The organism is Enterobacter sp. T2 (assembly GCF_010692925.1).
Lineage (GTDB): Bacteria > Pseudomonadota > Gammaproteobacteria > Enterobacterales > Enterobacteriaceae > Enterobacter > Enterobacter kobei.
Window position 1 is genome coordinate 2,182,486 of sequence record NZ_CP048736.1, and the last position, 18,877, is coordinate 2,201,362.

An 18,877-nucleotide genomic window follows, 5' to 3' on the forward strand; every position below is an offset into this window, starting at 1 on the left:
TGACCAGACGGCCCCGCAGGGGGCCGTCTACAGGCCTATTTGTTCGGCAGATTATCGTACACATCCAGAGCTCGCGCGGTATACGTCAGCGCTGCGCCGGTATTCAGGTTAATGGCAACGGCCAGCGCTTCGGCGATCTCTTCACGCGTGGCACCGTGCTTAACCGCAGCGTCCACATGAACAGCCAGGCAACCGTCACAGCGGGTGGTGACGGCCACGGCAAGTGCAATCAGTTCATGGGTTTTGGGATCGAGGTGCTTGTTTTCTGACGCCCCCTTATCCATTTGCTGAAAGCCTTTCATAAACTCTGGCTGCAGTTTGGCAAATTTGCCGATGGTGGCAAGCAGGCCACTGCGATATTCATTCCAGTTCAAGAACATTGAAAACTCCGGTTGTTGTTAGTTTCAGAAAAGTCATTTCATGACGTCGAAAATACGCACGTCAGGCGCGCTGTGTATTACCTTTCGTTGAGGGCGATTATCAGAAAGCCAGACAGCTTCAACAAATCAGATAATCTTGCGGAGCAGAGAAGAAATTCTATGTCGTGGTTTGGCAGGGAATAAGCATTACGCGCCCGGCATGATTGCAGGAGCAGCGTAATGCCTGAGTGGGCAGTTTATGAACGATCCGAGACGACATCCTGAAGAAGCCAGTCGTGGAAAACTTTCACATCATCACGCATGACTTTTTGCTGCGGGGTCACCACATAATAAGACCACTTGAGCGGCCACCGATGGTCAGGATGCAGCTGGACCAGCTGTCCGGTTTCGATAAGCTTTTTCACCAGCGCGTATCGCACGATAGCCACGCCCCTGCCACTCAGCGCCGCCAGAATCACAGCTGAAGTGGAATTAATATGTAGCCCGCTTTCCAGCGCTTCGGGGGCACCGACCGTTCTCAGTACATCATCCCATGAAGGAAAATCCGCACCAGGATGCGGCGTGTCATCGTGAATGAGTTTTTGCGTGGCGAGCCATTCACTGCAGGCCATTTTCCCGGACGGCACCAGGTGGGGACTGCAGACCAGCACCGCTTCCTCATCCATCAGCCAGGTTTTATTCACGCCTGGCCAGTCGCCCTGGCCGCAGCGAATACCGATATCCGCCTCGCCGTGCGACACGTCCATCAGTTTTTCCGTCACGTTAAGCCGCAAATCGATATTCTCATGGGATTCCGCAAACCGGTTCAGACGGTCCATCAGCCAGTTCATCATCAGTACCTGAGAAGCCGTCACCACCACCACCGAGCGCGACCGGCGACCACGAAGCTTATTTAATCCGGTTTCCAGTTTGTCGAGCCCCTGCGTGATGTCCTGGAGTGCCTCCTGCGCTTCGTCAACCAGCGTCAGCCGCTCTTTTCCTGAGCGGGTGCGGTGAAGAAGCGGGTGCCCGACCCAGTCTTCCAGCGAGCGTACCAGCTGACCTACTGCGGCGGGCGTAACGCCCAGTTCCTGAGCCGCGCCGGTAAAGCTGCCATGCCTGGCGGTGGCTTCAAAAGCGTGCAGCCATTTAAGTCGGTTTAGCGATCGCATTGTGGTCATCCTGATTCATAATTTTCCTCAGTATACGCCAGCGAGAAAGATTTTCTTTCCTGAGTCGCAATTTCTTCTCAGTCGTCAATCAGGGGCCCGGGTGGCATTCTGATTTCACACGATGAGGAGCGCGGCTTTTCATCAATGACAACCATATGAATTCAAAGAGGTTAGCGATGAACGCATCTTTTGCCGGTAAAAAACTGTTAGTGGTCGGTGGTACAAGCGGTATGGGCTTCGAAACGGCGAAGCTGGTTCTGAAAAACGGTGGCAGCGTTGTGCTGGTTGGCAATCGCCAGGACAAAGCCGAGCAGGCCCGCCAGGCGCTGGCTGCAGATGGTCAGGTTTCCATCATCGTTGCCGACCTGATGAAAGAAGAAGGTATGCAGCACGTGGTGAATACCATTAATGCCGAACACAAGGATATCAGCCTGCTGGTCAATGCTGCTGGCGTATTTTTCCCGAAACCGTTCACCGAACATGAAGCGTCAGACTATGACATGTACATGAACATTAACCGCGCGACGTTCTTTATTACCCGTGACGTGGTGCGCAATATGATCGAGGCCGGCATTAAAGGCTCCATCGTTAATATCGGATCCATGTGGGCACAGCAGGCCATCGGTGCCACTCCGTCTTCAGCGTACTCAATGGCAAAAGCGGGTCTGCACGCGCTGACCAAAAACCTGGCCATTGAGCTGGGTGAAAAAGGGATCCGCGTGAATGCGGTGTCTCCGGCCGTTGTTCACACGCCGATTTACGAAGGCTTCATTCCAAAAGACGACGTGAAGGACGTAATGAACAGCTTTGACAGCTTCCACCCGATCGGCCGCGTGGGTACCCCGGTCGATATCGCGGAAACCGTTGCTTTCCTGCTTTCTGACAAGACTGGCTGGGTCACCGGCGCTATCTGGGATATCGATGGCGGCGTAATGGCTGGCCGTAACGCCTGATGGCCATGCCGCACGCGCTGACCCGCGTGCGGCACTGGAGTAATTATGCAAATCCAGACCGCGCATTATGACCTTGTCACCTCGTGGCAGGGGGGTATGGCCAGCCGGACGCTCTGCCAGTCCTTTTCCGAAGACAACGCTTTGCCTGCCCTGCAAAGTCATGTTATCGATTCCGATGAACCGGTTTCGCTGGGTGGCGAAGGGCTGGCTCCCGACCCTCAGGAACTGATTCTCGCCGCGTTTAATGCCTGTATGATGGCCGCCTTTATTCAGGAAGCGAGAAATGAAGGTCTCGCCCTTACGCATCTTGAAATTCACACTGACGGGCACCTTCCGAAGGGTATACCGGCCTCCGGGGACAAGCGTGCAGATGATGCTTCCGGCACGCTTCAGTATGTCATCCATGTAAGCGGTGACGGCACGGTGCATCAATTTAATGGGGTTCATCAGCGGGTGATTAACGCCTCTCTGAACCGGTGGTTACTGGCCCAGAATATGCTGATCGAAGGTGACTTAATACTGTGCTGACGCGGCTGGATTATTCTGCTCAACAGGATGAAATGGTTAGGTGAAAAAGAGACCGTGGAAGCCGTTGCAACCGTCGCCGCCTATAACATGGTGTCTCGTTTTCTCGTCGCCCTTGCCATCTGATAATCCTCATTTTTTACCTGTGCAATTTATGAATAAAAAATATCGTGCTATGCAGGTCGTTGCCCCCGGTGTACTGGAAATGACAGAGCGGCCAATACCCGCTCCCGGCCCGGATGAGGTGCTCGTTAGAATTGAAGTATGCGGCGTATGCGGTGCCGATCTCCGGGACGCGGAAAAAGCACCGCTGGCGGGCCAGTCCGGCCGTATCCCGGGACATGAAATCGTCGGGTTTATTACCCGGAAGGGGAACCAGGTGCCCGATATCTGGCAAACCGGTCAGCGGGTAGGGATTGGGCGACTGGGAGGGTACTGTCAGCATTGCAACCCCTGCCGGAGCGGGCTTTTTCATCTCTGTGAAAACCAACTGACGCCCGGTCTCAGCTGCGATGGCGGCTACGCAGAGTACATTGTCATGCGTCATACCGCGCTCATAGCCATTCCCTCCGCGCTCTCTGCCGTGCATGCCGCTCCGATCCTTTGCGCCGGTACCGCTACCTTCAATGCACTGCGTAATTCAGGCGCAAGGGCGGGCGACAGAGTGGCGGTTCTCGGATTGGGGGGCCTTGGCCACATGGCCGTTCAGTACGCCCGTAAGATGGGTTTTGAGGTGACTGTGATTGCGCGGGGTAGTGAAAAAGAGCAGGCTGCTTTTGAGCTGGGTGCGCATCACTACATCAATATCCTTGATGAAAACGCATCAGAACGCCTGAAAAATGACGGCGGTGTGGATTTTATTGTGGCAACGGCACCGGCTTCAGAAATGGTTTCAGCCCTCATGTCCGCGCTGGCTCCACGGGGAAAAGCGATCCTGCTGGGTACCGGAAAAACGCCGCTGCTGGTCACACCGGGTATGATGATCGGCGCTGAACGTACCCTGACAGGATCCTTTGTCAGCACACCGGTGCAAACCGAGCGCGCGCTGCAGTTCAGCCACCTCTTTCAGGCTTTGCCTGTTACAGAGCTACTACCATTTGAAAGGGCAAATGAGGCGCTCAGCAGACTGAAACAGGGTCTGGCGCGATACCGAATAGTGCTCACCATGAATCAGGATAATTAATCACATGTCCGCAGAACATTTCCTGCCCGTAGCAGATCAGAAAAACAATATCATCCGCCTGTCGGCCGCACAGGCTCTCGCCGGTGCTAACTCCGTCGTCTTTTATGCCACAGGCGCAATTGTGGGTAACGCGATTGCGCCAGACAGCTCACTGGCCACGCTGCCCATCACCATGTTTGTGCTGGGGATGGCAGCCTGTATTCTGCCGTTAGGTTCACTGGCGCGAAAAGAAGGCCGTAAAGCTGCCTTTATGGTTGGCACCAGCGCAGGGGTTATTACCGGCCTGACTGCTGCCCTGGCCGTCATTGTTGGCTCATTCCTGTTGTTCTGCATTGCTGCATTTCTGGGCGGGGCCTATGCGGCCGTTGCGCTCAGCTTTCGTTTTGCCGCAACGGACGGCGTCACGCCCGAACGCAGGGCCCGGGCGCTGTCGTTGGTGATGGGGGGCGGAGTGATTGCTGGGGTGGTTGGCCCCATGCTGGTTTCCGGAACGATGCACCTCTGGCCGCCTCATACCTTCGCCGTCACGTTCCTCGCCCAGGCGCTCGTGGCCGTTATATCAGCGTTCATTCTTAAAGGCGTGAAAACGATAGATTCCGTCAGCACGGTTGGAACAGGTGGACGACCTCTGAGCGTAATAGTCCGACAGCCGGGGTTTGCCAGAACCGTATTCAGCGGTGCGGTAACCTATATGGTGATGAACTTCCTGATGACGGCAGCACCACTCTCGATGCACATGCACGGCATTTCTCAGCAGGCGTCAAATCTCGGTATCCAGTGGCATGTTATTGCCATGTACGGTCCGGGTTTTTTCACCGGTAAATTAATTAACCGTTTTGGGGCCATGCGTATCGCCGCTACGGGTCTGCTTATCACGGCATGTTCTGTCCTGGCCGGACTCAGTGGGACCGATATTTTCCACTACTGGCTGTCGCTGATTTTGCTGGGTCTCGGCTGGAATTTTGGCTTTACCGGCGCATCGGCAAAAATCATTGAATATCACCGTCCCGAAGAGAAAACCCAGGTTCAGTCCCTGAACGATTTTGTCGTGTTTGGGGTGATGATTGTAGGATCGTTTTCTTCTGGTGCTCTGCTTAGTCTCTACGGCTGGAACGCCGTCCTGTGGGGATCCCTTGTTCCCGTCGGGCTTGCATTTTTAGGTATTGTTAACGAGTTGCGGGCAAAAAAGGACCATAAATTAAGCTCCTGACACGGTTTTATCTGCTGCTGTAAGTGGATTATGTTTATGTGAAAAGTATTTAAAGCCCAAAATTAATGAGCATCATTTTGGGCATACTTGCCGATGCTTACTGGTTCCATGTTCTCATTAACGTCCGCTCTTCGCTCTGAGCGGACCTTCAGCGCTGTTGGCTTGTCCGCTCCGTGCCAGAAGCGGACTATGTTAAAGAAAAGAGCTTGAGGTGGCTGAAGTCAGTATAGGTGCAACAAATGTGGTAAATGAGGGTTGAACCAATGGGAAGCAAAAGCTATTTTCGTCTATGTAGGATATATCTCCAAATAGCTTAAAATCCCCAGATGGAAGAATGGTAGTATGGTTTTGATAATTAGAACCGCGAGTACATCAGGCACTCTATTCAAATGATTTATAAGGGAAAAATGACAATGCTTAAAACCTGGAATGATTTAGAAAGTTATACCCAATATGTCTACTCGACCTTGCTTAACCCACGAGATAATGGAGTGGAAGTTAGTCGTAACGTTATCCTTAAGGGATTAAAAGGTGAATATCAAATTGATGTATATTACCAATTTGAAAATGCAGGCTTTATACATCGTGTAGCGATAGAGTGTAAATATCACAATCGCCCGCTTGATCGCGATACTATTATGCCATTTTGCAACAAAATCACAGATATTGGGAATATTATCGGGGTAATAGTCAGTAAGTCTGGTTACCAAAGTGGCGCACAAGAATACGCAGAAAAACATGGCATTACTTTACTGACAACTGATGATTTACCAAAATTTAACATATTGGTTGCCGATTACTTGATAAATTCAACTTTACCTACAAAAGACTGGATCGGCGAGCCTTTTTGGATTTTGATGGAAAGAGAGGAAGATAATGTTTCAGGTTCATACTACAAGTTTGCACAAAAACATAACGGAAGAGATGTAATACCCTTATTCTTTTCAAAGCGTGAAGCAATTGACTTTCTAAATGAATCTGAGCAGTCACTGCATTTTGCAATAAGAGGTGTTCCACAACATTATTTGAAACGGTTGATAGCAATAACAGAGCGGTTAAAACCTTTATTCTTCTTAATGCATCCTGCTTTGAATGAAGAACAAGCCAAAGGTTTATTAATTGAACCAACTGAATTAATGAAAAGATATCTACTATCAGAAATATCACCTGAAGAATATCAAGAGTTTTACGTTAAAAGGAAGTCGCGTTACAAGAATGAGCTTACTCTTTTTAAAATATTAAAAGCAATGAAAGGTAAAATTGGTGCAGAATTGGCTGAAAAAATTTTAAAAAATAAAAAAACGTAATTGCGGAGCCGTGATCACGGGAACCGTTCAACCTGATGTGCTGGCGTTAAAGGTGAAGTGAAGGGCCATTTGCTGAAAAAAAGATTAAGATTTCGATGCAAAGCAAACGGTCTGCTGTGTACCAAGAGCGGAATCTGGAGCGCCAGAGGTCCTCTAAAAATTGATGGTTCGTTTTGCAGGGATACTTACACTTACAGTAGGGCATCTAGCTTTTCAACAGGAATGATGTGTCCTAAGATTGATGAAATTTTTAACTCGAGCAAACGTTATGGCAAAAAAACTAGAGCAATGGAAAAATACACTTGCCGTTGAGAAAATTGTAGAAGGCATGAATGCTGCATCATCTAACGCACGAAGGCTTCTGAACGATGCCTCTGCTTTGTTTGATTTAGAACGCTATCCCTCTGCTACCTCTCTGGCAATCTTAGCTATAGAAGAAGCAGGAAAGGTGTCAATACTTCGAGAGATGTCGCTGTTGAAAGATGGCAAAGATATCAAACAGATTTGGCACAGGTATCGCTCACATACTGAAAAAAATATGATGTGGGTGTTTCTTGATGCAGTTAAAAAAGGCGCTAGGAATCTTAACGATTTTGCACCAATTTTCAGCGATGAATCAGAACATCCCTTTATATTGGATCAATTAAAGCAAATATCATTTTATACGGATTGTCTTGGTAAGGCACATTGGTCGATACCAGACAATGTAATCAATAGAGATACAGCTATAAGCATCATAGAAGCCGCTAAACCTTTAGTGTCGTCAAAATTACACACAGTCGAGGAGGTTGAACTCTGGGTGAAGTACTTGGGACCTGTGTGGAACACTAATGATGCTCTTAAGCGTGAGGCATTAAAAAGTTACTTCGATGCCATGTCCGCAAAAGGACTACTTTCAAATAAAACAACCGCCTCAGCATTCTTAAGCATCTGAATCAATATTTCTTAAGGGATATTGCTGTTGGCGCTGCGAGAGACCTGAGATGGTTGATCAGCTACCCGTTGATTAACACGCCGCAATGCTAGTAATGTGACTGTTTGGCAACGAGATCAACTGCGAACTTCCGCTTTTCGCTCATAGCGGACCTTTTGCTCGGTCAGTTCGTCCGCTCCGTGTTGGGAGCGGGCGTTTGTAGTTCATGAAACTTGCGGCGTTTTATCTTTCGGCGCTCGCCAGTTGGCGAGATAACGCAGCACATTATCGCTATCCAGCTCACTATAGAAATTATCACCCGTGCTTAAGTAGCGAATGAATTTTCCAAGCATCGGAACATCCATATTCTGGCGCGGTAGGCCGGAGGTGTGGGTGACCAGTTCGAGTAGCGTAATTTTTTGTGCATCCGCGCTAAGCGGCGTTCCCGATGGTAGCAATGTCGCCAGGGTATCGTTCCAGTTCAGTTGCCCCTCATATACCAGACAAGCCACCACTTCTGCCGTAATCCCTTTGCTGAGCGAGCCGAGTGCAAACAGGGTGTTGGGCCTGACCGGGTACCGGCCTGACAATGTTGCTGATATGATAATTTTTTGTTGATTCGGAGGGGAAAAATGAACACAAACACGATAGTCACGCTATTAAAGTTCAAGCGCTGGGCAGATGCAGAAACATTACAAGCGATAAAGAAGGTAGATACGTTAGCGAATGCTGATAAGCATCATCTGATGCTCAGGCTTATGAACCATGTTTATGTCGTTGATATGATTTTCAGAGCCAACATTACTGGCCAAAAGCACCAATACACCGCGTTAAATACGCCAGAAACCCCGACTGCAGACGAGCTTCTGACAAAGATGTTTGAATGCACTGAATGGTATATTCAACACGTCGGTACAATGAACACGTCTGATCTTTCTGAAGTCGTTAAATTTCGTTTCGTCGATGGTGGGTATGGTGAAATGAAGGCAGGAGATATGCTCAATCATGTCCTTTTTCACGGTTCATATCATCGCGGCGCGGTGGGCTGGATGCTTTCAGAAACGGGAATAACCCCTCCTAAGGATGTGTTAACCGTTTTCCTGAGGGACCATCATCAGGAGTAATTCAACCTGAGGGTTAACCAGATTTCACGCCGAACCGTTTCTCTTTTAAGGATGCCAGCATGACCAATTTTCATCAACTTACCGCCACCAGCCTGGATGGCCGTCTTATCTCAATGGACGACTATGCGGGTAAGGTAGTTTTGGTCGTGAATACTGCCAGCCAGTGTGGTTTCACGCCGCAATACGCGGGCCTTGAAGCGCTATACACGAAATACGCCAGTCAAGGGTTAGTGGTGCTTGGCTTTCCCTGTAACCAGTTTGGTAAGCAGGAGCCCGGCGGCGCCGATGAAATCTCGAAGACTTGTTACATTAACTACGGCGTAAGTTTCCCCATGTTCGAGAAAGTTGAGGTAAACGGTGGCGCAGCGCACCCGGTGTTTCGTTATCTGCAAAACGAATTGCCAGGCGTGCTGGGAGGACGGATCAAATGGAATTTCACGAAGTTCCTGATCGGACGCGATGGGATACCCCTCAAGCGTTTTGCACCGATGACGACGCCCGAGAAAATGGAGGATGCAATTCTTGAGGCACTGGGGAGGTGAGCGCTTTGGTAGTGATTTAGCGTGCATGATGAACGACGAAATCGCAGGTTATTACCCTTGCGCCATAAAAAGGTTCATTGGAAGCATCGGGTTGTGTGAAAAATTGGTAGTTGAAACATGTCCAGTCAATACAGAAAAATAGATCACTATTTCTGATGCTTAAATGGACTGAGAGGCAAGAAGTGATCGTGTCTGAAACAATAAAGAAAATTGTTATAGTGGCATTTGTGGTGAACATGGCCGCAGGATGTGCGCCGTTGCATCCTTCTGGATGCCATAAGACCACGGCAACGGGCAGTTGCAGTTCAGGGCGCTGGGACGATCAGGATGAGTGGGGCGCGCAAGCGCGGGCAATCAGGGCGGCAATAAATGCCAAACTGGATGAGCCGCAAAACTGGAAAGGGAAAAAATGCAGGCTGCATATTGAATTTGCTCAGGATGGCACGCCTTTAAACATATCCACCAGCAACGGCAATAAAGCCTATTGTGAAGCGATAAAATCAGCAGCCCAAAAAGCCAAATTCCCGGCATTCAACAACCCGGAAGTCTACAGAGATTTTCAAAAATCCGGTTTCGATATGCGCGGGTAACATGCTAACCGCCCTTTGTAAGGTAGCGTCACGCTAAGCTAACACTCACTATGTCCGCCCCGGTTGCATATTTACACACAGATACCGGTTCTTCTGATATCTGTGTGCAACGTGTTCATTCCTGATGTTCAGGGATCCGGGCGATAACCTTTATCTCAAAATCAAATCCCGCCAGCCAGGTAACGCCCACGGCTGTCCAGTTCGGATACGGTGGCTTAGGGAAAAGCGTTTGTTTCACCTGCATAATGGCTGGAAATTGATTCTCCGGATCGGTATGAAAGGTTGTCACATCAACAAGATCGGCAAACGTACATCCTGCAGCGTCAAGCGTGGCCTTGAGATTATCGAAGGCACGCTCTACCTGCGTTGCAAAGTCGGGTTCGGGTGTACCGTCTTCTCGGCTACCCACCTGTCCGGAAACAAACAGTAAATCACCAGAGCGGATCGCTGCAGAATAACCGTGCTGCTCATACAGCGCGTGGCGATTTGCAGGGAAAACGGGTTTCGGTTGGTTCATAACGGATCCTTTCTTTGGACAGGGACAGTGGATGCGCAGCATAAATAAATGAATTAAGATACGCGGCGTATGTCAACTTAATCACACATACGCCGCGTATGTCAAACGACTTGCGTGGTGTAGATTGCAAGGAGTTCGTATGGCAGCCAAACGCCGCGCCGAAACGATGGAAGAAACCCGCACTAAATTGATTGCGGCTGCACGTAAAGCCTTTGCCGAAAAAGGGTTTGCCGCAGCCTCGATGGATGATTTAACCGCCAGCGTGGGCCTGACGCGCGGGGCCCTGTATCATAATTTTGGCGATAAAAAGGGGTTACTTGCCGCTGTCGTTACCCAGATTGATTCTGAAATGGCGCAAAGCGCCAAAAGTGCGGCGGCACATGTGGAGGATGACCAGCAAAAGCTTCTGGCTGAAGGGATAGCCTATATCGAGATGGCGCTGGATGAAGAAGTCCGGCGTATCGTTCTGCTTGATGGTCCGGCTTTTCTTGGGGACCCGGGAAAATGGCCGAGCCAGAATAACTGCCTCGACGCTACGCGTAAGAGCCTTTCCGACCTGATTGAACGCGGCTTAATCGAACCGGTAGATGTTGATGCCACCGCCTGGCTGTTAAACGGTGCCGCACTGAATGCCGCCCAGTGGGTGGCCGCCAGCGAAGATCCGCAGCAGGCATTACCAAAAGCGATTCAGGTTTTTACCCTGCTGGTAAATGGCCTGGTGAAGGGCGTCATACCTCCCGAAGCCACGGCGTAATCGTTAATCCCGTAAGCAAGCCCTCCGGGCTGAGCAGACGGGTGACGGTTTGCCCCCACGGTTCTGTGCGGTTTGCCACCAGCAACCGATAGCCTTTTTCAGTCAAAATACGGGTAGTCGAGTCCAGGTCCTGAACCTCGTACTCAACCCATCCTTGCGGTATCGGGTGCTCAGCGGGCCATTGTTCTTCTCCAAAGCAGGACATTGCCGCCTGTGTAAGCGGCCAGACGGCGAAATGCTTCACGCCTTTCAACTGGCCCACTTCTGCGAGCAGATAATCACTGTTCCCCTCCATCGGCTTAAGCGGAAGGCCGAGTGTATGGATATAAAACGCGGCGCTGGACGCTGTATCCCGTGAAATAGGCCCGAACCCAGCGACAAATAAAACATCAATTTCCGGTAACGCTTGCGGCATATCCCCTCCTGTATGACGTAACACTCACGCTGAATTTATCTTACGACCAGTTGAAATACGACTCTCAATTCTGGCATCGCTTTCACCGTGTCTACACGTTCCCGACGGGTTTAAATTTCAGTGCGATGACGTGCGTTTCAACGTGAGTTTTACTCAACCTCAGTTTTGGACTCATCACACTATACTTACGACCTGAAACCGAAGGGGGCGCACGAGGATGGTATGTCTGGCGAGAACTTATCCAGATCCCGCATGGATTTATCACACCCACGGCTGGTCTGAGTCAGCGCTTGAAAAATCCCTGTCTCTCTTAAAATTACCTGTCCGCGCGGAGCGGCAGATGCGATGTTTTCAACACGCTGGCAGCGTTTTGTTTCATAAATACCGTGGCTTATCGGCTTTTCAGAATGGTATAACGTCCTGCGGCAATCGGGTTGCCGCCAGCTGACCACATTCACAAAGGTGTATATGAAACAAATTACGTTCAGTGACCTGCAGCAACAAAGCGAGCAGGCTGCCAATTCTCCTCGCTTACGCGCGCACCGCAATTTACATCCCGAACTGAGCGACCCGGTACAACGCCTGGCTATCGCGATGGAGCCAGGTACCTATGTTCGCCCTCATCGCCACCCGCACACGTTTGAACTGCTGACGGCTCTGAGCGGTCGCTTTCTGGTGTTGAATTTTGATGACAGCGGTAACGTGACCCAGCGCGTGGTGTTAGGTGAAGACTGCAAAGTGCTGGAGATGGATGCCGGTACCTGGCATGCCGTGCTGTCGCTGGATAAAGGCGGCGTCATTTTCGAGGTCAAACACGGCGGCTATCAGCCTGTTCCGGAGCACGATACCGCTCCATGGTCACCGGCTGAAAACGCGCCCGGTACCGCAGAGCTGATGAAATGGTACGCGCAGGCGCAGGTGGGTGACGGCGGTTTTACCCTGTAATTGTGCTCTCAAGCCCCAGCAGGAATTCCTCAACCTGAGCAGGCATCGCCGTGTCTGCCTGGTAAAGAATATCGAGTTTGACGTTCTTCAAACCGCAGAAGCCGAAAATGCCCTCGATTATTTGAGTCTGAATCGCCGTCGAATAACCATGTTTATCGAAACCGTTAAGATCGCTGCCAGCAGTCGCAATAAGGCGAACGGGAACGTCGCGCAAATTGCCCACAATCCGGCCGTCTTCTGCCACTTTATACGCCCAGTTCAGCGTCAGAACGCGATCAAACCAGCCTTTCAACAGGCCGGGAACGGACCACCAGTACACCGGGAAAACGAATACCAGCATATCCGCCCGCTCGACCCGCTTCTGCTCGCGCAGAATATCTTCAGGAAGGGCGCTCGGATCGCCGTGGTACAAATCAAGATCGGCGCGGGACATGGCCGGGTTAAACCCTTCGGCATGCAGATCGGCCATCTCCACCTGCGTACCCTGTTCACGCAGTTTCCCGGCAATGCGGGCGGCCAGCGAATGGGATAACGAATTGTCGACAGGGTGAGCCGTCACGATCAGTGCATTATTAATGGCATGTGTAGCAGACATAGCGACCTCGAATGGGTGAGAATTGACGTTTATATTACTATTGGTAACTTAGCTGTCAATCCGCACCCAACGATCATTTTGTGCTATTCACGTAGGTCTCCAGCACCCCGGTGATGGCGCCGCTGAGGGTATCTTCCGCAACATTTCGGGCGAGCACGCCGTTACCCGCGGCGGTGCTGAGCGCGTCCGCCGCACCAATGATGGCCGTCAGTACCGCTTCTCCCTGAACGCCTTTCAGGACGACAAAAGGGGAAAGCGCGGTACGCAGGCAGTCGGCGCATTCGGCAACGCACGCCTCACGAAACGACTGCAACGCGCGAGAGCCGGACAGCGCCGCGGCGATGGGCCCGGTTTCGGGCCCGGCGGTCATCGCGCAATCAATATAGGCGGCGCTGAAAAAGCGGATCGTCTTGTCCAGCGTTTTGCTGTCTACCGCCAGCGTCTCACGGAATTTCGCCAACTGCCAATCGCTATAATCCTGATACAAGGCCATCAGCAACCCTTCACGATCGCCAAAATGGTCGTAGGGGATAGGCTTGGTCACGTTGGCCCGCTCCGCCAGGTAACCCAACGTCAGTGCCTCCGTGCCTTGCTGGCGGACAATTCCGCGCGCCACTTCCAGCAGCTGTACGCGGCGATCCTCTTTTCTTAAGCGCTTAACAACCATGCTTTCCTCGGAACAGTTATCTACTTAGGGTAGTTTACACGTTTTCTGCCGGGGACTGCACGCGCTGTTCCGCAGGGCGGATCCGGAACCAGATCGCATACATCGCAGGCAGGAACACCAGCGTAATGGCCGTACCGCCTAAGGTTCCGCCAATCAACGTGTAAGCCAGGGTTCCCCAGAATACCGAATGCGTCAGAGGAATAAACGCCAGCACGGCGGCAAGTGCCGTCAGCAGTACGGGCCGGGCTCGCTGAACCGTCGCCTCGACCACCGCGTGGAACGGATCGAGACCGTCCTTCTGGTTATGATCGATTTGCCCAATCAGGATTAGCGTATTGCGCATAAGAATGCCTGAAAGGGCGATCAACCCCACCAGCGCGTTGATGCCAAACGGCTGATTGAAAATCAACAGGGTCGGCACCACGCCAATCAGCCCCAGCGGCGCGGTAAGGAACACCATCACCATCGCCGAGAGCGAACGCACCTGCAGAATGATGATCAGCAGCGTCAGCGCAATCATGATCGGGAACAGCGGAATCATTGCCTGCGTGGCTTTGCCCGATTCCTCAATCGAACCGGCCATCTCAATGCGGTATCCGGCCGGTAGCGTATCTATAATCGGCTGGAGCTGTTTCATGATGGCGACCGATACATCCGGTGGCTGAAGATTGTCGGCGATATCACCCCGCACGGTAATGGTCGGAGTGCGGTCGCGGCGGCGCAAAATCGGGTCTTCCATACCGATCTCAATCTTGCCAATTTGAGACAGCGGAACGCGCTGCCCCGCATTGCCGACCAGGGTAAAACCCTCAATTTTTGCCGGGTCGAGACGGATATCCCCCGCGGCGCGCCCCATGACCTCTACCGAGCGAATATCTTCCCGCACGGCGGTAATTGGCACGCCTGAGAGCAAGAACTGAAGCTGCTCAGCCACGGCACTGGACGTTAAGCCGGTGGCCTGCAGACGGTTTTGATCGAGGGTGAAATGCAATACCGGAACGCGTGATCCCCAGTCGGTATTGACGGTACGCATCATTGGGCTTGCCTGAAGCACGCCTTTCACCTTGTCTGCGATATCGCGTAAGGTACCGACATCCGGCCCCGAAACGCGCCAGGCAACCGGGAAGGGCGAGTACGGGCCAAAGACCAACTGCGTCACCCGCACGCGGGCGTCAGGCGCCAGGCCGCTGGCGACAGCCTCCCTGAGCCTGAACTTGAGCGCTTCGCGTGACGTCTCGCTGTCCGTCAGGATCACGATTTTTGCAAAAGACGGGTCAGGTAATTCGGGGGCCATCGCCAGGTAAAAGCGGGGCGATCCCTGGCCAATATAGGCCGTCACGATGTTGGCCTCAGGCTGCTGGCTCAACCATGCTTCTATTTTTGCGGTTGCGGCACGGGTCTGTTCGATTGAGGTGCCATAGGGCATCTGCACTTCAACCAGTACTTCCGGGCGGTCGGATGTCGGGAAAAATTGTTTTTTTACCAGTCCCATGCCGGATATGGCGAGGATGAAAATAGCGACCACGGCACCGGCCACCCGCCATTTTCCGGCGATAACGCGGCTCAGCATCCGGCGAAAACGGTTATAACGCGGCGTGTCATAGATGGCGGCATGGCCTCCTTCCACTTTGGGAATGGCCGGGAGGATCTTCACCCCAAGATAGGGGGTAAACACCACGGCGACAAACCACGATGCAATCAGGGCGAGGCCGACAATCCAGAACATATTGCTGGTGTATTCCCCGGCGGTTGACTGGGCAAAACCGTTTGGCATAAAGCCAATTGCCGTCACCAGCGTACCCGCCAGCATTGGCGCGGCGGTATGGCTCCAGGCGTAGGCGGAGGCTTTGACCCGGTCGTAACCTTCCTCCATTTTGACCACCATCATTTCGATGGCGATAATGGCATCATCAACCAGTAAGCCGAGGGCAAGGATCAGGGAGCCCAGCGTGACGCGGTCAAAGTTTATCCCCGCGGCTTCCATCACCACGAAGACCACCGCCAGCGTCAACGGTACCGCCGCTGCAACCACCACCCCCACGCGCCAGCCCATGCTGACAAAACAGACCACCATCACCACCAGCAGGGCGACGAAGAATTTGATCATAAACTCATCCACCGCCGAGCTGATGTTCACTGACTGGTCGGTGACTTTGCTCAGGGTCATGCCCAGCGGCAGACTCGCGTTTATTTTTGCCGTTTCGGCATCCAGCGCTTTACCCAGTGCCAGACCATTCCAGCCCTCACGCATGACGATACCCAGCAGAAGGGCGGGTTCATGCTGGTTACGTATCAGCATCGTAGGGGGATCTTCATAGCCCCGTTCAACCGTCGCCACATCGGACAGCCTGAGCGTTTTGCCCTGAGCTACAACGGGTGTATCGCGGATCTTCTGCAACTCATCAAACGCGCCGTCGAGGCGGATAAACATCTGGGCGCCCCGGGTCTCAATAGAGCCCGCTGCTTTTAACGCGTTCTGATTGTTAAGGGCGTTGAAAATATCCTGCGGCGAAAGACCCAACGTAGCCAGTCGGTCATGAGAGAAAGCGATGTATATCCGCTCCGCCTGTTCGCCGATAATGTTCACTTTCTTCACGCCGGGTACGTGCAAAAGTTGCTGGCGCATGGCTTCGGCATCACGTACCAGCTGCCGCTGGGGTTCACCTTTCGCTTTCAGGGCAAAAAGGGCAAAGGTGACATCGGCGAATTCGTCATTGATCATCGGGCCGATCGTCCCGGCAGGGAGATTCAGGGATTCGTCTCCCAGCTTTTTCCGCGCCTGATAGAACGCCTCCTGCACCTCTGCGGGGGGCGTTTTGTCTTGCAACGATAAGGTGATAAACGCCATGCCGGGGCGGGTATAGGTTTCCGTCCGGTCATACCATTTGAGCTCCTGCAGGCGTTTTTCCAGCGGTTCGGCGACCTGATCCTGCATCTCCTGCGCGGTTGCGCCGGGCCAGACGGATATCACCGTCATTTGCTTCACCGTAAAAGGGGGATCTTCCGCGCGGCCAAGCCCAAAAAAGGCGTAGATACCGGCAATCGTCACAAGGACGATCAGAAACAGGGTGATGGAGCGCTCGCGCACGGCAAGCGCTGACAGGTTGAAGCGACTTCCGCTCATGGCGTGTTCTCCGCCAGCGCGGCATTGCGTTGTTCTGCAAGCCTGACGATTTCACCCTCGTGCAAAAGGTGTGCGCCCAGCGCCACAATCTTCTCGCCTGGCTTCACGCTGCCCGTGACCTGCGCGGCATCTTCACCCACGCTCAGCACCTTCACCGGCGTCCAGGTAACCTTTGCCGGCCTGGCGGAAATGCGCCAGACACCGGGGCCTTTGCCAGCATCGTAGAGTGAGGCGAGCGGAACCTGCATGACCTGACGTTCCGCTTTTGGGTCCTGAACGTTCAGCGTGACGGTTGCCCCCAGCGGCGCGTTTGCCAGGTCACCATTCAGCACGTAGCGGGCTTCATAGGTGCGGGTTGTGGCATCGGCTGAATCAGACAGCAGGCGCAGCGTTGCGCTGACCGGGTGTTTTTCATTGCCATAAAGTGTGGCCAGTGCAGGGCTGCCAACGGCAGGGCGCAGGGTCTCCGGGAACTGCACGAGCGCTTCACGTTGTCCCGCCCTGGCGAGTCGGATCACCACTTGCCCGGCACTCACCACCTGACCCGGCTCGGCGAGGGTTTCCATCACTACCCCGTCTGAATCCGCCAGCAGTACGGCATAGCCCGTTGCGTTTTGCGCCACGTTGGCCTGCGCCCGGGCTGCGCTGAGTTCCGCTCTGGCGGAATCGGCGGCGGCTTTGATCTGATCATACTCCGAGGCGGACACGGCGCCGGACGCCACAAGACCGCGATAACGCGCCTCATCGCTGGACGCTTTTCTCGCACGCGCCTGGGCAGCATCCACCGTGCGCTGCTGTGCCTGGGCCTGTAATTTCAGGTCAACCGGATCGAGGCGCAGTAACGGCTGACCCTGTCTGACGGTTTGCCCGGTATCGACGAGTCGCTCAAGGATTTTCCCCTGAACCCTGAAACCCAAATCACTTTGCGTTCTCGCCACCACCACGCCGGTAAAGGCGTGCGCAGTATTGTTCGCAAGCTCGATGGCGGCGGATCTGACAAGCGGTGGCTTTGTGCGCGGATCGTCACTCGCGGAATTATCGCCGCACGCCACGAGGACAAACGGCAGAAGGCTAACGGCAAGGCGGGCTGTATTGAGCCTGAGCATGGGAAACCCTTATAGAAGTAACAGGACAGTTTCCGCATTCTCAGACTAGTGACCAATAAAGTCAATGGTCACTAATCAGGGGGCCAGGCTTCTTAATACCAGCGAAGAGAGAAGCACCGCCGCAGTGGGGGCCGTTTCGAGGTTATATTGCAGCTGTATGGGATTGATATAAGGGCACATCACCATGTGGATAGCCTGCGTGACCTCATCCAGCGGCGTTTTTCTTTCGAATTCACCCGCCTGCCTGCCTTCAATAATGATGCTCTCAATCAGCTTCATCAGGCCGTCTGTATACCTTTCAGTAGACGGCCATTTGTCCCGTGCGGCGACGGCGGCAATGTCGTAAAGCTTCCGATCGTGGAAAAACAGCTCGCTTCCGGCCTCGGTAAGCGCTTTAAACAGACGGCGTAATTTTTCGCTGGCTGACGGCGCATCCTCGATGGCAGAAAGCACCGCCGCCATGATCAGCTCCAGGCGGTTAGCGCAGATCACTTCGCCAATAGCCTGTTTGGAATCGAAAAACTTATAAATGTAGGACTTAGAGAAACCGATGGATTTCGCGAGTTCGGCGACGGTGGTTTTTTCATAGCCGTAATGCCCGAAGTGCTCAAAAGCCGCTTCGACGATTTGCTCTCTGACAGAATGGTCAAGTGGACCACGTATTGATGGGGCGTTCATATTTTTAGTCATTATTTAAGCTTAGCGTGACAGGCCAGGATTGACAACGAGTGACCATTTCGTCATTTGGTTACTGTTGTTTCCTCATGCGTTCAAACGGGAAGACCCACCCGGTGGGGTAAGTGTATCACTGTTTTTCGCGCATTAAGGCATCTATCTGTCAGCGTTTCAGGGCAATCCTTTGCACTGAAACGACAC

The 18,877-nt window shown here is 52.7% G+C and carries 20 protein-coding genes and 1 pseudogene; 11 read left to right on the top strand and 10 right to left on the bottom strand.

Annotation, left to right across the window (positions count from 1 at the left end):
- Positions 1–35: 35 nt before the first annotated feature.
- Together G0034_RS10540 and G0034_RS10545 are read right to left on the bottom strand one after the other, a co-directional pair.
- Positions 36–380, bottom strand: coding sequence for a carboxymuconolactone decarboxylase family protein (locus G0034_RS10540; RefSeq protein WP_007712977.1), 345 nt, complete (start codon positions 378–380; stop codon positions 36–38).
- A 236-nt stretch (positions 381–616) separates the two neighbouring features.
- Positions 617–1,531, bottom strand: coding sequence for a LysR substrate-binding domain-containing protein (locus G0034_RS10545; protein ID WP_179120831.1), 915 nt, complete (start codon positions 1,529–1,531; stop codon positions 617–619).
- A 176-nt stretch (positions 1,532–1,707) separates the two neighbouring features.
- Here G0034_RS10545 and G0034_RS10550 point away from each other — a divergent pair, with 176 nt between their 5' ends.
- The 6 genes from G0034_RS10550 (at position 1,708) to G0034_RS10580 (ending at position 7,643) form a co-directional block, all read left to right on the top strand.
- A complete protein-coding gene (locus G0034_RS10550; protein WP_179120832.1) occupies positions 1,708–2,484 on the top strand; it encodes an SDR family NAD(P)-dependent oxidoreductase in 777 nt (258 codons plus the stop codon).
- 45 nt (positions 2,485–2,529) lie between these two features.
- Positions 2,530–3,012 (top strand): OsmC family protein, encoded by a 483-nt coding sequence (locus G0034_RS10555; RefSeq protein WP_179120833.1) that lies wholly within the window; start codon positions 2,530–2,532, stop codon positions 3,010–3,012.
- A gap of 151 nt (positions 3,013–3,163) precedes the next feature.
- Positions 3,164–4,192, top strand: coding sequence for a zinc-binding dehydrogenase (locus G0034_RS10565; protein WP_179120834.1), 1,029 nt, complete (start codon positions 3,164–3,166; stop codon positions 4,190–4,192).
- Between the two features lie 4 nt (positions 4,193–4,196).
- Complete coding sequence (locus tag G0034_RS10570) at positions 4,197–5,402, top strand: MFS transporter (protein ID WP_179120835.1); 1,206 nt, start codon at positions 4,197–4,199, stop codon at positions 5,400–5,402.
- A gap of 413 nt (positions 5,403–5,815) precedes the next feature.
- Positions 5,816–6,709, top strand: a complete 894-nt coding sequence (locus tag G0034_RS10575; RefSeq protein ID WP_179120836.1) for a restriction endonuclease — start codon at positions 5,816–5,818, stop codon at positions 6,707–6,709.
- Positions 6,710–6,977: 268 nt separating this feature from the next.
- On the top strand, positions 6,978–7,643 hold the full coding sequence (locus G0034_RS10580; RefSeq protein ID WP_232952088.1) for an AbiV family abortive infection protein: 666 nt from the start codon (positions 6,978–6,980) through the stop codon (positions 7,641–7,643).
- Positions 7,644–7,849: 206 nt separating this feature from the next.
- On the opposite strand, the pseudogene G0034_RS10585 reads toward G0034_RS10580, so the two are convergent.
- Positions 7,850–8,203: pseudogene (locus tag G0034_RS10585) on the bottom strand (serine hydrolase); the annotation flags it as partial.
- A gap of 51 nt (positions 8,204–8,254) precedes the next feature.
- Between G0034_RS10585 and G0034_RS10590 the strand changes: the two are divergent.
- The 3 genes from G0034_RS10590 to G0034_RS10600 all read left to right on the top strand — a co-directional run bounded on the left by G0034_RS10590 (position 8,255) and on the right by G0034_RS10600 (position 9,878).
- The gene (locus G0034_RS10590) at positions 8,255–8,746 is read left to right on the top strand and encodes a DinB family protein (RefSeq protein ID WP_179120837.1); all 492 of its coding nucleotides are present in this window, start codon (positions 8,255–8,257) and stop codon (positions 8,744–8,746) included.
- Between the two features lie 59 nt (positions 8,747–8,805).
- Positions 8,806–9,288: a glutathione peroxidase gene (locus tag G0034_RS10595; RefSeq protein WP_179120838.1), complete on the top strand. Its 483-nt coding sequence runs from the start codon at positions 8,806–8,808 to the stop codon at positions 9,286–9,288.
- A 155-nt stretch (positions 9,289–9,443) separates the two neighbouring features.
- Positions 9,444–9,878, top strand: a complete 435-nt coding sequence (locus G0034_RS10600; RefSeq protein WP_063861702.1) for a cell envelope integrity TolA C-terminal domain-containing protein — start codon at positions 9,444–9,446, stop codon at positions 9,876–9,878.
- A gap of 115 nt (positions 9,879–9,993) precedes the next feature.
- On the opposite strand, the gene G0034_RS10605 is transcribed toward G0034_RS10600, so the two are convergent.
- Positions 9,994–10,395 carry a RidA family protein gene (locus G0034_RS10605; protein ID WP_014883721.1) on the bottom strand — a complete coding sequence of 134 codons (402 nt, stop codon included), beginning with the start codon at positions 10,393–10,395 and terminating at the stop codon, positions 9,994–9,996.
- Positions 10,396–10,534: 139 nt separating this feature from the next.
- Here G0034_RS10605 and G0034_RS10610 point away from each other — a divergent pair, with 139 nt between their 5' ends.
- Positions 10,535–11,149: a TetR/AcrR family transcriptional regulator gene (locus G0034_RS10610; RefSeq protein WP_087529274.1), complete on the top strand. Its 615-nt coding sequence runs from the start codon at positions 10,535–10,537 to the stop codon at positions 11,147–11,149.
- On the opposite strand, the gene G0034_RS10615 is transcribed toward G0034_RS10610, so the two are convergent.
- Complete coding sequence (locus G0034_RS10615) at positions 11,124–11,564, bottom strand: VOC family protein (protein WP_179120839.1); 441 nt, start codon at positions 11,562–11,564, stop codon at positions 11,124–11,126. The two genes, G0034_RS10610 and G0034_RS10615, sit on opposite strands and share 26 nt — an antisense overlap.
- 468 nt (positions 11,565–12,032) lie before the next feature.
- Here G0034_RS10615 and G0034_RS10620 point away from each other — a divergent pair, with 468 nt between their 5' ends.
- Positions 12,033–12,509: a WbuC family cupin fold metalloprotein gene (locus G0034_RS10620; RefSeq protein ID WP_023330341.1), complete on the top strand. Its 477-nt coding sequence runs from the start codon at positions 12,033–12,035 to the stop codon at positions 12,507–12,509.
- Here G0034_RS10620 and G0034_RS10625 read toward each other — a convergent pair.
- From G0034_RS10625 to G0034_RS10645, 5 genes are all read right to left on the bottom strand, one after another.
- Positions 12,499–13,104 carry an NAD(P)H-dependent oxidoreductase gene (locus tag G0034_RS10625; RefSeq protein ID WP_179120840.1) on the bottom strand — a complete coding sequence of 202 codons (606 nt, stop codon included), beginning with the start codon at positions 13,102–13,104 and terminating at the stop codon, positions 12,499–12,501. The genes G0034_RS10620 and G0034_RS10625 overlap by 11 nt on opposite strands.
- Before the next feature lie 73 nt (positions 13,105–13,177).
- Positions 13,178–13,771 (bottom strand): TetR/AcrR family transcriptional regulator, encoded by a 594-nt coding sequence (locus G0034_RS10630; protein WP_179120841.1) that lies wholly within the window; start codon positions 13,769–13,771, stop codon positions 13,178–13,180.
- Between the two features lie 34 nt (positions 13,772–13,805).
- A complete protein-coding gene (locus G0034_RS10635) occupies positions 13,806–16,895 on the bottom strand; it encodes an efflux RND transporter permease subunit (protein WP_179120842.1) in 3,090 nt (1,029 codons plus the stop codon).
- The gene (locus G0034_RS10640) at positions 16,892–18,001 is read right to left on the bottom strand and encodes an efflux RND transporter periplasmic adaptor subunit (protein ID WP_014883732.1); all 1,110 of its coding nucleotides are present in this window, start codon (positions 17,999–18,001) and stop codon (positions 16,892–16,894) included. Before G0034_RS10640 ends, G0034_RS10635 begins: the two co-directional genes overlap by 4 nt.
- A gap of 75 nt (positions 18,002–18,076) precedes the next feature.
- Positions 18,077–18,691, bottom strand: coding sequence for a TetR/AcrR family transcriptional regulator (locus G0034_RS10645; RefSeq protein ID WP_014883733.1), 615 nt, complete (start codon positions 18,689–18,691; stop codon positions 18,077–18,079).
- Positions 18,692–18,877: the final 186 nt, after the last annotated feature.